General features: G+C 73.1%; 2 protein-coding genes (1 of these 2 only partly in view). Both read left to right on the top strand.

All coding sequences use genetic code 11. The features are described from left to right. On the top strand, positions 1-6,540 hold the 3' portion of the coding sequence (locus AB5J87_RS32005; protein ID WP_369381804.1) for an amino acid adenylation domain-containing protein. It extends 1,032 nt beyond the left edge of the window; the window shows 6,540 of its 7,572 coding nt (coding positions 1,033-7,572); the start codon falls outside the window, past its left edge; its stop codon occupies positions 6,538-6,540. After that, positions 6,537-15,716, top strand: coding sequence for an amino acid adenylation domain-containing protein (locus tag AB5J87_RS32010; protein ID WP_369381805.1), 9,180 nt, complete (start codon positions 6,537-6,539; stop codon positions 15,714-15,716). Before AB5J87_RS32005 ends, AB5J87_RS32010 begins: the two co-directional genes overlap by 4 nt. Positions 15,717-15,766: the final 50 nt, after the last annotated feature.

Here is a 15,766-nt window from a genome sequence, read left to right on the forward strand (position 1 = left end):
GCCGACGGGCTCGACCACGCCGGATACCCCTTCCCGCGCATGGTGCGGGACCTCAACCTCCAGTCCGACCCGGACTCCTCGCCGGTCTTCCAGGTCTCCTACGTCTTCCAGAACCAGCGCATGATGCACGTCGCGGACGAGGTGCTCGGCCTGGAGCCGGCCCGCTCGATGCGGTTCGTCGAGGGGATCTCGCAGGAGGGGGAGTTCAAGCTCCACCTGGAGGTCTTCGAGAACGCCGACGACTACGCGCTGCATCTGAAGTACGACGCCCAGCGGTTCGGGGCCGCCGACGTCGAACGCTTCCTCGACCACTACCGACGCCTCCTGGACGCCCTGCTCGACGCGCCCGAGCGGCCCCTCTCCGCCGCCTCGCACCTCTCGGACGAGGAGCGCCACCGGCTCCTGGTGGAGTGGAACGACACCCGGCGCCCCTACGCCGACGCCGGCTCCCTGCCCGAGCTGTTCGACGCCGCCGTGGCGCGCCACGGCGACCGCACCGCAGTGGTGTTCGGCGAGCGCTCCCTGACCTATGCCGAGCTCGGCGCGCGGACCGACGAGCTCGCAGCCGAACTGCGCGGACGCGGGGTCACCGCGGACACCGTCGTCGGCGTGTGCATGGAGCGGTCCGTCGAGATGGTCGTCGCCCTGTGGGCGGTCATGAAGGCGGGCGGCGCCTACCTTCCGCTGGAGCCCGGCTACCCGGCCGACCGCCTCGCGTACATGATCGAGGACTCGGGCGCCCGACTGGTGCTCGGCCAGCGGCACTTGACCGGCGCCGGGCTCTCCGGCGCCCATGAGGTGCTGTACCTGGACCGGGCGGGCCGCATCGAGGGCGGCGGCTCGGGGCGGGCCGTCGCGGGCGCCTGCGCGGCCACCGCGCGCAGCCTCGCGTACGTCATCTACACCTCCGGCTCCACCGGCCGCCCCAAGGGCGTGATGGTCGAGCACCGGGCGGCGGTGAACCGCATCGAGTGGATGCAGAACACGTACCCCCTGGACGTCGACGACGCGGTGCTGCAGAAGACGCCGTTCAGCTTCGACGTGTCGGTGTGGGAGTTCGTCTGGCCGCTCCTCAACGGGGCCCGGCTGGTCGTCGCCGAGCCCGAGGGCCACAAGGACCCCGACTACCTGGTCTCGCTGATCCGCCGCACGGGTGTGACCACCCTGCACTTCGTGCCGTCGATGCTGCGCCTGATGGTGGAGAACGACGGCTGGGCGCGCTGCGACTCGGTGCGCCGGGTGTTCTGCAGCGGCGAGGCGCTGCCGCCCGAGCTGCCGCCGCGCCACTACGCGGTGCACCGCGCGCCGCTGCACAACCTGTACGGCCCGACCGAGGCCGCCATCGACGTGAGCCACTGGACCTGCCCGCCGGGCGAGGAGGCGCGCCCGGTCCCGATCGGCCGCCCCATCCAGAACATCCAGCTCCATGTGCTCGACGACTTCGGCCAGTTGGCGGCGGTCGGCTGCGCCGGCGAGCTGCACATCGCCGGTGACGGGCTGGCCCGGGGCTACCTCAACAACCCGGACCTGACGCGGGAGCGGTTCGTGCCGAACCCGTTCGCCACGGCGCCCGGCGCCCGGATGTACCGCACCGGCGACCTGGTGCGGCGCCTCGCGGACGGCACCCTGGAGTTCCTCGGCCGCATCGACAACCAGGTCAAGGTGCGCGGCTTCCGCATCGAGCTCGACGAGATCGAGGCCCGCCTGGGCGCCCACCCCGAGGTGCGCGCCTGCGCCGTGCTGGCCCGCGAGGACAGCCCCGGCGACACCCGCCTGGTCGGCTATGCGGTGCTCGATCCGTCCTTCGGCGCGGAGCCCGGCCGCGACCACCACGCCGAGCTGCTCGCCCACCTCAAGGAGACGCTGCCCGACCACATGGTGCCCGGCGCCCTCGTGGTCCTGGACGCGCTGCCCGTCACCGCCAACGGCAAGCTGGACCGCAAGGCCCTGCCCGCGCCGGACGCCGGAGCGTACGCGGCGCGCGCCCACGTCGCCCCGCGCACCCCGGCCGAGGAGGCCCTGGTCGGCATCTGCGCCGAACTGCTCGGGTTCACGGCGGACCGCGTCGGCGTCGAGGACAACTTCTTCGCGCTGGGCGGCCATTCGCTGCTCATCCCCAAGCTCACCGCACGGCTGACGGCCGCCGGACTCCACTGCGAGCTGCCCGCGGTCTTCGCGGCGGCCACGCTGGCGGAGCTCGCGGCGGCCGTGGACGGCGGCGCGGCGGACACCTTCGCGGTCCCGGCCGCGCGGGTGCCCGAGGGCTGCACCGAGGTCACGCCCGACATGCTGCCGCTGGTGGAGCTGACCGAGGACGAGCTGGCGGCGATCGTCGCGGCCGTGCCCGGCGGCGCCGCCAACCTCCAGGACGTGTACCCGCTGGCCGCCCTCCAGGAGGGCATGCTCTTCCACCACCTCAAGGAGAGCGGTCGCGACCCGTACGTGCTGTCCGGGGTGTTCTCCTTCGACAGCCGCGACCACCTGGACCGCTTCGCCGACGCCCTGCGCGCGGTGATCGCCCGCCACGACGCGCTGCGCACCGCGATCCTCACCGAGGGCCTGCCGCACCCCGTGCAGGTGGTGGTGCGCCGCGCCGAACTCACCGTGGACGAGCTCGCGGTCGCGCCCGGCGGCACCGCCGCGCGGGCGATCGAGGAGGTGCTGGCCGGTTCGCAGGCGATGCGCCTGGACCGGGCCCCGCTGATCCGGCTGCGCGCGGCGCGGGACCCGCGCGACGGCCAGTGGTCGGCGGTGCTCAATCTGCACCACGTCATCGACGACGCCACCTCGCTCGGCCTCCTCTTCAAGGAGCTCGTGGCGCACCTGACGGCTCGGGCGGCCGAACTCGCCCCGCCCGAGCCGTACCGCGACTTCATCGCGCACGCCGCCCACCGCGCCAGGACCCTGGACCCGGCCGCCCACTTCGCCGAGCGGCTCGGTGACGTCACCGAGCCCACCGTCCTGTTCGGCATGCACGACGTGCACGGCGACGGGCGGCGGGTCGCGGACCTGCGCAAGCCGTTGGACGCGGAGCTCGGCGAGCGGGTGCGCACCCGCGCCAAGGAGCTGCGGGTCAGCCCGGCGACGCTCTTCCACGCGGGCTGGGCGCTGGTCGTCGCGGCCTGCGCCGGACGCGACGACGTGGTGTTCGGCACGGTGATGTCCGGCCGGCTGCAGGGCCCCCGGGGCATCGAGCGGATGCTCGGCAACTTCATCAACACCCTGCCGGTCCGGCTCGACCTCACCGGGCGCGACGTGCGCGAGCTGGTGGCCGAGACCGACCGCGCGCTGCGCGAGCTGGTGCGGCACGAGCAGACCCCGCTCGCAGTCGCCCACCGCCACAGCGACGTACCGCGCGACACCCCGCTCTTCAACGCGATCTTCAACTTCCGCCATCTGGAGTCGGACGACCGCATCGACGAGGACGAGCTGGCGCGCGCGGGCGTCAAGTCGCTGGCCGGGGTGATCGAGCGCAGCAACTACCCGGTCGCGCTCTCGGTCGACGACCTGGGCCACTCCTTCTCCCTGGACGCGCAGATCGACCAGGCGCAGGACGCCGCCCTGGTCATCGCGTACCTGGAGACCGCCATGACCGGGCTGCTCGACGCGCTCGACACCGAGGAGCCGGTGGCCGCCCTGGACATCTCGGTGCTGCCCGGGGAGATGCGCCACCGGCTGCTCGTCGACGACAACCGCGCCCCGCGCCCGTACGCGGACGGCCGCGCGCTGCACGAGCGGTTCGAGGAGGCCGTCGCCGCCACCCCCGACGCCGTCGCCCTCTCGTACGGCGCCGGGAGCCTCACCTACCGCGAGCTCAACGCCCGCGCCAACCGGCTCGCCCGCCATCTGCGCGAACTGGGCGTCGGCCCGGACGTCCTGGTCGCGCTCTGCCTGCCGCGCAGCGAGCACATCGTCATCGGCCTGCTCGCCGTGCTGAAGGCGGGCGGCGCCTATGTGCCGCTGGACCCCGCCTCCCCGGTGGACCGGCTCGGCCATCTGCTCACCGACAGCGCGCCGCGCGCCCTGCTGGTGGACGGCCCGCTGCCCGAGGGCCTGCGCGCCCCCGAGGTGCCGGTCGTGGACGTACGGGCCGACGCGCACCTGTGGGCCGACCGCCCGGACACCGATCTGCCGGTCGCCACCACGGGTCTGACGCCCGCTCACCTGGCGTACGTGATCTACACCTCGGGCTCCACCGGCACGCCCAAGGGCGTGATGGTCGAACACCGCAACGCCACCCGCCTGTTCACCGCCACCGAGCCGTGGTTCGGGTTCGGCCGCGACGACGTGTGGACGCTGTTCCACTCCTTCGCCTTCGACTTCTCCGTGTGGGAGATCTGGGGCGCGCTGCTGCACGGCGGCCGGCTGGTCATCGTGGAGCAGGCCACCACCCGCAGCCCCAAGGACTTCTACGCCCTGCTGTGCGCGGAGGGGGTGACCGTCCTCAACCAGACGCCCAGTGCCTTCCGGCAGCTGATCGCGGCCCAGGGCGAGAGCCCGGCCGCGCACCGGCTGCGCACGGTCGTCTTCGGCGGCGAGGCGCTGGACGTGGCCGCCCTCAAGCCGTGGCTGGCCCGCCCGGCCAACCGGGACACCCGGCTGGTCAACATGTACGGGATCACCGAGACCACCGTGCACGTCACCTACCGCCCGCTCACCGGGGCCGACGCGGACCTCGCCGTCAGCCCGATCGGCGAGCGCATCCCCGACCTGCGCACCTACGTCCTGGACCGGCACGGGCGGCCCGCCCCCGTCGGCGCGGTCGGTGAGCTGTACGTCGGCGGCGCCGGGGTGGCCCGCGGCTACCTCAACCGGCCCGGGCTGACCGCCGAGCGCTTCCTGGCCGATCCGTTCTGCCCCGAGCCGGACGCGCGGATGTACCGCACCGGCGACCTGGCCCGGGTGCTGCCCGACGGCACGCTGGAGTACCTGGGCCGCAACGACGACCAGGTGAAGGTGCGCGGCTTCCGCATCGAGCTCGGCGAGATCGAGGCGAAGCTGCTCGCCCACCCGGGCGTCGAGGACGCGCGCGTGGTCGTGCGCGAGTACGGCGAGGGCGACCGTCGGCTGGTGTCCTACGTGGTGCCGTCGGCCGGGCGCGCGCACGCCGTGCGCGAGCTGCTGCGGATCGAGCGCACCGAGCCCGAGGCGCTGGAGCGCACCTACGAACTGCCGGACGGCACGACGGTGTTCCAGCAGAACCGCAGCGAGACGGACTTCGTCTACGAGGAGATCTTCACCAACCTCGAATACCTGCGCAACGGCATCACCATCCGCGACGGCGACACCATCGTCGACGTCGGCGCCAACATCGGCATGTTCACGCTCTTCGCGGGGGTGCGCGCCCCCGGTGCGCGCATCCTCGCCTTCGAGCCGATCCCGCCGGTCTTCGACACCCTGCGCCGCAACGTGGAGCTGCACGGGCTGAACGCCCAGGTGTTCCAGTGCGGCCTGGCGGCCGAGGCGAAGGAGGAGACGTTCACCTTCTACCGCCACAACACCGTCATCTCCAGCAGCGTCACCACCGCCGAGCAGGCGCACGAGATGGTCCGCTCCTATCTGCGCAACCAGGAGGAGCTGACCGAGGACGGCACCGTCGCCGGTGACGCGCTGGTGGCGGAGCTGGTCGACGCCCGGCTGGACAGCGAGCGGTTCACCTGCCGGCTGCGCACCTTCTCACAGATCGTCGCCGAGCACGGCCTGGACCGCGTCGACCTGCTGAAGATCGACGTGGAGAACGCCGAGTACGAGGTGCTCAAGGGCATCCACTGGCGCGACTGGCCGAAGATCCGCCAGCTGGTGGTGGAACTCCACGACGTGGACGGCCAGTTGGAGAAGGTGGAGACGCTGCTGCGGGCCCTCGGCTACCGGGTGGTCAGCGAGCAGGACAACCGGCTGCTCCAGGGCACCCCGCTCTACAACGTGTACGCGGTCCGCGAGGAGGGCGCCCGGCCGCCCGGGCCCGACGAGCACGGCGCCGCCGCGCCGCGCTGGGCGTCGCGCGCCGCCCTCCTCGACGACGTGCGCGCCTCGCTGGCCGGGTCCCTGCCCGACTACATGGTCCCGGCCGCCCAGGTGTTGCTCGAAGCCCTGCCGCTCACCCAGAACGGCAAGCTGGACCACCGGGCCCTGCCCGACCCCGAGAGCACCCGCGGCCCGGGCGAGCGCCTGGTCGCGCCGCGCACCGCCACCGAGCGCGCCGTCGCGGACGTCTGGGCCGAGCTGCTGCACACCGAGGTGGCGCACCTGGGCGTGGACAGCGACTTCTTCGCACTGGGCGGCAACTCGCTGCTGGTCACCCGGCTGGTGAACCGCCTGAAGCAGCAGAGCGGCGCGGACCTGCCCATCCAGGCCGTCTTCGACGCCCCGACGCTCGCCGGCATGGCCGCCGAGCTGGAACGACGCGCGCCCGCGGGCGCACAGGAGGGCCTGGTCGACGTGGAGAGGATCCGCGAGAGCCTCGGTCTGATCGAGAGCATGAGCGACGAAGAGCTGGACGCTCTGGAAAGCCAGAACCAGGAACCCGGGGCCGCACGATGACCACTGTGAACCACGACAGCGCCGACCTGATCAAGAAGATCAGGTCGCTGCCCGCCAAGCGGCAGCGCGCCCTGATCGCGCTGCTGCGCAAGCAGGGCGTGGACCTCTCCGCGCTCGACACCATCCCCCCGCGCCCCCGGTCCGCGACCGAGCCGGTGCGGCTCTCCTTCGCCCAGCAGCGGCTGTGGTTCCTGGCCCAGCTGGACGGGACCAGCGCGTACTACAACATCCCGATGGCGCTGCGGCTCAGCGGTCCGCTCGACCGCCCCGCGCTCCAGCGGGCGCTGGCCGGGATCGTACGCCGCCACGAGGTGCTGCGCACCCGGTTCGTGGAGCGCGACGGCATCCCGTACCAGGAGACGGTCGACGGCTCCGACTTCGCCGTCTCCTACGAGGAGCTCGCCGATCCGGCCGAGCTGGCGGGCGTCTGCGAGCGCGAGGCGGTCGCCCCCTTCGACCTGGCGCGGGAGTCCCTGATCCGGGTCCGGCTGTTGCGCGAGTCCGAGCGGTCGCACGTCCTGCTGGTCACCATGCACCACAGCGTCTCGGACGGCTGGTCGCTCGGAGTCTTCTTCCGCGAGCTGGTCGCGCTGTACGAGGCGTACTGCGCGGGCGGCGAGGCGCCGCTGGAGGAGCTGCCGATCCAGTACGCCGACTACGCGCACTGGCAGCGCCAGTGGCTGGTCGACGAGGTGCAGGAGCGCCAGGTCGGCTACTGGAAGGAGCGGCTCGCCGGGGTCGACGCCCGGCTCACCCTCCCCGCCGACCTGCCGCGCCCCGAGGCCAGGACGTACCAGGGCCGGCACGAGCGGTTCACCTGCCCGCCCGAGCTGCTGGCCGGGCTGCGCGAGGTCAGCGAGCGGCACGGCGTCACGCTCTACATGACGCTGCTCGCGGTGTACGCGCTGGCCCTGCACCAGTACACCGGGCAGAGCGACATCGCGGTGGGCACCCCGGTGGCGGGCCGCAACCGGCTGGAGACCGAGGGCCTGATCGGTTTCTTCGCCAACACCCTGGTCATGCGCACCGACCTGTCGGGCGACCCGTCCTTCCCCGAGCTGCTGGCCCGGGTCAAGGAGAGCGCGCTCCAGGCGTACGACCACCAGGACGTGCCGTTCGAGGCCGTGGTGGACGCGCTCGACCTGGAGCGCAGCCTCAGCCACTCACCGGTCTTCCAGACCATGTTCGTGCTCCAGGAGGCCCAGTCCGAGCGCGAAGTCCGGCTCGGCGCCCTGGACGTCTCGCTGATCGAGTTCGACTTCGACATCACCAAGTTCGACCTCACCCTCGATCTGCGCGAGACACCGGACGGGCTGGTGGGCGCGGTGGAGTACACCACCGCCCTGTACGAGAGCGCGACGGTGCGGCGCTTCATCGCCCACTACACCCGGCTGCTCGCCGCCGTCACCGAGCGGCCCGGGGCGTCCATATCGCGGCTCTCCGCGCTCGACGGCGCCGAGCGCCACCAGGTGCTCACCGGGTGGAACGACACCGCCCGCCCCTTCTCCGACGAGAGCTGTCTGCACCAGCTGTTCGAGGCGGCCGTGGCGCGCCACCCCGAGCGCACCGCCGTCGTCTTCGGCGCCACCGAGCTCAGCTACGCCGAGCTCAACGCCCGCGCCAACCGCGTCGCGCACGCCCTGCGGCGCCACGGCGTGGGTCCCGACACCGTGGTCGGCCTGCGCATGGAGCGCTCGGCCGAGATGGTGGCCGCGATCCTCGGCATCCAGAAGGCGGGCGGCGCCTATCTGCCCATCGAGCCCGGCCACCCCGCCGAGCGCACCGCGTATGTGGTCGACAGCTCCGGCGTCCAGGTCGTCCTCACCCAGCCGCACCTGGGCACCGAGGCGGTCGCCGCGGCGGAGCACCTGCTCACCGTGGACGCCGAGGGGCGCGTCGCGCACGCGGGGGAGGAGCTCACCGGCCTCGGCGAGGACAACCCCGACGCGGCCGAACTGGGCCTGGGCTCAGGCCACTTGGCGTACGTCATCTACACCTCCGGCTCCACCGGCCGCCCCAAGGGCGTGATGGTCGAGCACCGGGCGGCGGTGAACCGCATCGAGTGGATGCAGCACACCTACGAGCTGGGCGCCGACGACGTCGTCCTGCAGAAGACGCCGTTCAGCTTCGACGTGTCGGTGTGGGAGTTCTTCTGGCCGCTGATGGCGGGCGCACGCCTCGTCGTCGCCGAGCCCGAGGCCCACAAGGACCCCGCCCACCTCGTCTCCCTCATCCGCCGCACCGGCGTCACCACCCTGCACTTCGTGCCGTCGATGCTGCGCTCGGTCGTGGAGGAGGCCGGCTGGGCCGACTGCTCCTCGGTGCGCCAGGTGTTCTGCAGCGGCGAGGCCCTGCCCGGCGACCTCTGCGCCAGGCACTACGCCCTGCACCCCGCCCCGCTGCACAACCTGTACGGGCCCACCGAGGCGGCCGTCGACGTCAGCCACTGGACCTGCCCGGCCGACCGCCCGCTGCGCACGGTCCCCATCGGCAGCCCCATCCACAACATCCAGCTGCACGTCCTGAACGAGGCGCTGGAGCCGCAGGGCATCGGATGCGTCGGCCAGCTGTACATCGCGGGCGCCGGACTCGCGCGCGGCTACCTCAACAACCCGGAGCTGACCGGCGAGCGGTTCGTGCCCAACCCGTTCGACGGCGCCCCGGGCGCCCGGATGTACCAGACCGGCGACCTGGTACGGCGGATCGCCGACGGCAACCTGGAGTTCCTCGGCCGCATCGACGACCAGGTCAAGCTGCGCGGCCACCGCATCGAGCTCGGCGAGATCGAGCACCGCCTGGCCCAGCACCCGGGCGTGCGCGCCTGTGTCGTGGTCGTCCGCGAGGACCGGCCCGGCAGCCCGCGGCTGGTGGCGTACACGGTCCCGGAGGGCGAACCGGCCGACCGGCGCGCCGAGTTCGCCGCGCACCTGGAGCGCGCCCTGCCCGACTACATGGTGCCCAGCGCCTTCGTGGTCCTGGACGCGCTGCCCGTCACCGCCAACGGCAAGCTCGACCGCAAGGCCCTGCCCGCCCCCGGGATCGACGCCTACGCCCAGCACGCCTACGTCGCCCCGCGCCCCGGCACCGAGCGGCTGCTGGCCGACCTCTGGGCCGAACTCCTCGGCTTCGACGGGGAGAAGATCGGCGCCGAGGACAACTTCTTCGCGCTGGGCGGCCACTCGCTGCTCATCACCGTCCTCATCGCCCGCCTCAAGGAACACGGTCTCGCCGTCACCGTGCGGACGGTCTTCAACGCCCCGACGCTGGCGCTGCTCGCCGCCGGGATCGACGGCGCCGAGGCGCGCGCCGACTTCACCGTCCCGCCGAACGCCATACCGGCGCACTGCGAGCGGATCACCCCCCAGCTGCTGCCACTGGTGGAGCTCACCCAGGCGCAGATCGACGCGGTCGTGGCGACCGTGCCCGGCGGCGCGGCCAACGTGCAGGACGTCTACCCGCTGGTCCCCTCGCAGGAGGGCATCCTCTTCCACCACCTGATGGATCCGGACAACGACCCCTATGTCATCCCGATCCTGCTGGCGGCCGAGGACGCGGCGGCCGGGGACGCGTTCGCCGCGGCCCTCCAGTCGCTGATCGACCGGCACGACGTGATGCGCACCGCCGTGCTCACGGCGGGCCTGCCCGAACCCGTCCAGGTCGTCCACCGCACCGCCCGACTGCCCGTCGAGCACCTCGCGCTGGACCCCGACCGGGACGCCGAGGAGCAGGCGCTCGCCCTGCTGGAGCGGCCCGGAAGGATGACGCTGGGCCGCGCCCCGCTGCTGAAGCTGGCCGTCGCCCAGGACCCGCACTCCGCGCGCCGGTTCCTGCTGCTGAGCGCACACCACCTCATCGAGGACGCGACCTCGCTGCGGCTCATCCTCGACGAGCTCGTCACCCACATGTCGGGACGCGTGGACCGGCTCGCGCCGCCCGCGCCCTACCGCGACTTCGTCGCCCACACCCTGCACCGGCTGGCCTCGGACGACGCCGAGGCGTTCTTCCGGGACCGGCTCGGCGACGTCACCGAGCCGACCACGCCGTTCGGCCTGGCCGATGTGCGCGGCGACGGGCGCGGGGTGCGCGATCTGCGCCGCTCGCTGGCGCCGGGCCTCACCCGCGATCTGCGCGCGGAGGCCCAGCGGCTGCGCACCAGCCCGGCCGCGCTGTGCCACGCGGCCTGGTCCGTGGTGGTCGCGGCGTGCAGCGGGCGCGACGACGTGGTGTTCGGCACCGTCCTGTCGGGCCGCCTCCAGGGCGTGCCGGGCGTGGAGCGGATGCTGGGCAACTTCATCAACACCCTGCCGCTGCGGGTGCGCCTGGCCGGGCGCACCGTGGGCGAGCTGGTCGCCGAGGTCGACTCGGCGCTCAAGGAGCTGATCACCTACGAGCAGAGCTCACTGATCGCCGCCCAGCGGTGCAGCGGGGTCGAGGGCGACGTACCGCTCTTCAGCTCGATGATCAACTTCCGCCACTTCGAGCCCGGCCGCGACGACGACGGCCCGGTCGGCACCGACGCCCAGGGCGTGCGCTGGCTCGGCTCGGCCGACCGCACCAACTACCCGGTCGGCCTCTCCATCGACGACACCGGCACCGAGCTGTCGCTCAACGCCCAGGTCGACGCCTCGCTGTCGCCCGACGCGCTGATCGGCTACCTCGAAGCGGCCCTGACCGGCATCGTGGCCGCGCTGGCCACCGACGGCGGCGCGAGCACCGAGGCGCTCGCCGTCGACATCCTGCCCGCGCCCGAGCGCCGCCAGCTGCTCACCGACTGGAACGCCACCGCACAGCCGTATCCGCAGGACAGCTGTCTCTTCGAGCTGTTCGAGGAGCAGGTCGAGCGGCGGCCCGACGCCATCGCCGTCGAACACGGCGACACCGCGCTCAGCTACGCCGAGCTCAACGCCCGCGCCAACCGCGTCGCCCACGAGCTGCGCGAGCGGGGCGTCGGCCCGGACACCCTGGTGGGCCTGTGCGCCGAGCGCTCGCCGGAGCTCGTCGCCGGACTGCTCGGCATCCTCAAGGCGGGCGGCGCCTACGTACCGATCGACCCCGGCTACCCCGAGGCCCGCATCCGTACGCTCGTCGAGAGCTCGGGCGTCACCCTGGTCCTCAGCCAGTCCCACCTGCCGGGCGCCGTGCTCGACGGCACCGAGGTGCTGCACCTGGACACGGGGGAGCGGGCGGCGGACGGCGTCCAGGTCCTCGCGGACCGCCCCGAGCACAACCTCTCGCGCGCCGAACTCGGCCTCACCCCGGACCACTTGGCGTACGTGATCTTCACCTCGGGCTCCACCGGCGTCCCCAAGGGCGTGCTCGTCGAGCAGCGCGGTGTGGTGCGGCTGGTGCGCAACCGGACGTACTTCCCGACCGACGAGCGGACCGTGGTGCTCCAGCACTCGTCGATCTCGTTCGACGTCGGCTCGCAGGAGGTGCTCGGCCCGCTGCTCAACGGCGGCCGGCTGGTGCTGCACGACGGCGACTCCAAGGACGTCGGACAGCTCCTGGACCGCGCGGAGCGCTCCGGGGTCACCATGATGGCGCTGTCGGCAGCGTTCCTGCCCGCCTTCGCCGAGGCGTCGCGCCACCGCACGCTGCCGCTGACCTATCTCGGCGTCGGCGGCGAGGCGTTCGCCGCCCGCGACGTGCGCACGCTGTACGCGGCGCACCCGGACCTGACCGTCGTCAACGCCTACGGCCCCACCGAGAACAGCATCGCCTCCACCTGCCACGAGATCCCGCGCGACCTCGCCGAGGACGCGCCGATCCCGATCGGCCGCCCCATCGGCCGGGCCACCGCCCACGTCACGGACCCCGGGCTGCGGCTGGTGCCGTGCGGTGTGGTCGGTGAACTGTGCGTGGGCGGCGAGGGCGTGGCGCGCGGTTACCTCGGCAACCCGGGGCTGACCGGGGAGAAGTTCGTCGCGGACCCGTTCTCGGACGTCCCCGGCGCACGGCTGTACCGCACCGGCGACCTGGTGCGCCGACTGCCGGACGGCGCCCTGGAGTTCGTCGGCCGGATCGACGACCAGGTGAAGGTGCGCGGCTTCCGCGTCGAGCTCGGCGAGATCGAGAGCGCGCTGCACACCCACCCCTCGGTGCACAGCGCCGTCGTCACCACCCGCGACAGCGGCGACACCAAGAAGCTCGTCGCCCACGTCCGGCCCACGGACGCCTGGCTGGACGAGGCCGCCGAGGAGCAGAACGCCGAACACCTCGGCCAGTGGCGCAAGCTCTTCGAGGACCAGTACGCGGCGGCCGACGACGCGGGCGCCGACGCCGCCGAGGCCGAGCTCAACCTGGTCGGCTGGAACAGCAGTTACACCGGTGAGCTCATCCCCGAGCACGAGATGCGCGAGTGGATCGACGGCACGGTGGCGCGGATCGAGGAGCTGCGGCCCCGCCGCCTCCTGGAGATCGGCTGCGGCACCGGACTGCTCCTGTACCGCTACGCGGGCGCCTGCGAGTCGGTGCACGCCGTCGACATCTCCGCCTCGGCCCTCGCCGGGGTGCGGCGCGGCGCCGAGCGGCGCGGCTGGTCGCACCTCACCCTCAGCCAGGGAGACGCCCTGTCGGTGACGGTGCCGCAGGGCACCACCTTCGACACGGTCGTGCTCAACTCCGTGGTCCAGTACTTCCCCAACCGGGTCTACCTGGAAGAGGTCGTCGCCCGGATCCTGCCGCTCGTCGAGGACGGCGGCCGGATCCTCATCGGCGACGTGCGCAACCTCGACCTGTTCTCCGCGCACCTCGGCGCCATGGAGCGCAGCCGGACCCAGGTGCGCGCCTCGGCCGGGGCGCTCGCCGCCCAGGTCCAGCGCCGCCGCAGGCAGGAGGGCGAACTGCTGGTCAGCCCGGCCTTCTTCGCGGGCCTTCAGGAGCGCTTCGAAGAGCTCGGCGCCGTCGACCTGATGGTCAAGCGGGGCCTGGGCGACAACGAGATGCTCAGCTACCGCTACGACGTGGTGCTCACCAAGGGCGCGCGCGAGCCCGCCGAGCCGCTGCCGTGGCTGGAGGCCGACTCGCCGGGGGCGCTGCGCGCGCTCCTGGCGGGCGAGGTGCCGGAGCGGTTCGGCGTCACCGGTCTGACCAACCCGCGCGTCGAGGACGACGTCCTGGTCGCCGAGGGCCTGACGCGCTGGCCCGCCAACCGCCAGGTGGACCCGCTGCCGGGCGGCGTCCGCCTGACGGCCGACGCCACCGGGCGGGTGCGCGAACTGGAGGAGGCCCTGCGGTACGCGGAGGAGCTCGGCCACCGGGTCGCCGTGACCTGGTCGCAGGACCGCCCCGACGGCCTCGACCTGGTCCTCGGCAAGGGGGAGTTGCCCCGGGTGCGGGCGCGCGGCGCCTACCGCCGGGCGCGGCTCGCCAACGCCCCCCAGGTGGCCCGGATGGGCCAGAGCATGACCCGGGTCCTGCGCGAGCACCTGGCGGCCAGGGTCCCCGAGTACATGGTGCCCAGCGTCTTCGTGGCGCTCGAAGAGCTGCCGATCACCACCAACGGCAAGGTCGACAAGAAGGCGCTGCCCGCCCCGGACGAGAGCGACCTCCACAAGGAGGTGTACGTCGCCCCGCGCACCGGGGCCGAGCGGACGCTGTGCCGTCTCGTCGAGGACGTGCTGGGACTGAACCGCGTCGGTCTGGAGGACGGCTTCTTCGACCTGGGCGGCCACTCGCTGCTCGCCACCCGGCTCACCATCCGGGTCAAGCAGGAGACCGGCAAGGACCTGCCGCTCCAGGTGATCCTGGGCGGCGCCACCGTGCGGGAGATGGCGGCGGCCCTGGAGTCCCCGGCGGGCGCGGCGACGGCGCTGGAGCTGGTGGAGCCCGGCCGCAGCGCCCTGAGCGCGCCGCTCTCCCTCCAGCAGAGCGAGCTGTGGTTCCTGAACCACCGCGAGCACCTGGGCAGCGCTTATGACAACGTGCAGATGGCCTACCGGATCGTCGGCACCCTGGACCGCGCCGCCTACGCCCGTGCCTTCGAGGCGCTGGTGGCCCGGCACGCGGTGCTGCGCACCAGCTATGTGCTGAGCGACGGCGTCCACGTACAGCAGGTCAACGACGCCACCGGCTTCGCCGTCGCCTTCGAGGAGATGGCGGGGGAGACGGCGGTCGCGGAATGGCTGCGCGCCGAACGCGCCCGGCCGTTCGCGCCGCGGGACCGCCACATGCTGCGCGTGCACCTGCTGACGCTGTCGCCGCACGAGCACATCGCCGTCGTCACCCGCCCCTGGGGGATCTTCGACGGCTGGTCCACCGGCGTCTTCCTGACCGAGCTGAACGCGGTGTACGCGGCGCTGCGCCGGGGCGCCGAACCGGAGCTGCCCGAACTGCCGCTCCAGTACGCCGACTTCACCCACTGGCAGCACCGCGCGGTCGACGCGGCGGAGCTCGAACGGCAGGAGGCGTACTGGCGCGGCAAGCTCGCCGGGCTCCCCGCCCGCCTCTCGCTGCGCACCGACTACCGCCGCCCCGCCGTCAAGTCCCACCGGGGCTCCACGGTCGCGGTGAACGTCCCCGGCGAGCTCCTCGTCCAGCTGCGCCGGTACGGCCAGGAGCGGGGCGTCACGCTCTACATGACGCTCCTGTCGGCGTTCGCGGTGCTGCTCGGCGCGTACGGCGAGGACCGGGAGGCGGCCATCGGCTCGCCGGTGACCAACCGCCCGGACCCGGCGCTGGAGCAGCTGATCGGCTACTTCATCAACGTGCTGGTGCTGCGGCTCGACACGGGCGGCGACGAGAGCTTCGACGAGCTCCTGGAGCGGGCCAAGCGGGTCACGGCCGAGGCGCACGAGCACAAGGACGTGCCGTTCGCGCGGCTCGCCGAGCAGCTGGTCGCCGAGCCCGATCCGGGGCACTCGCCGCTCTTCCAGGCGATGTTCAACCTGATCCCGGCGCCCGCGCCGGTCCCGCCGGGCGAGGCGGCCCCGGTACCGGAGTTCGCCACGCTGCCGGTCTCCTCGGACGCGGGGGTGGCGAAGTTCGACCTCAACCTCGTGGTCCGGGAGAGCGCGGCCGGTCTGAGCGGCTATCTGGAGTACAGCACCGATCTGTTCGCGCGGCGCACGGCCGAGCGGATGGCCGCGCTGTACGAACGGCTGCTGCTCAAGATCGTCGCGAATCCGGGCGCGAGCGCGGCCGAGCTGCGGGCCGCCGCGGCCGACGCGGAGCTGTGACGGCCGGCGCGGAGGGGTGACGGCTCCCGTCCCCTCCCGCCCGACCGGCC

Source organism: Streptomyces sp. cg36 (assembly GCF_041080675.1).
In the GTDB taxonomy this organism is placed as follows: domain Bacteria; phylum Actinomycetota; class Actinomycetes; order Streptomycetales; family Streptomycetaceae; genus Streptomyces.

Bases quoted from the DNA above. Each gene is read 5' to 3' on its own strand.
- AB5J87_RS32010 (WP_369381805.1), top strand. From the start codon at position 6,537: ATGACCACTGTGAACCACGACAGCGCCGACCTGATCAAGAAGATCAGG.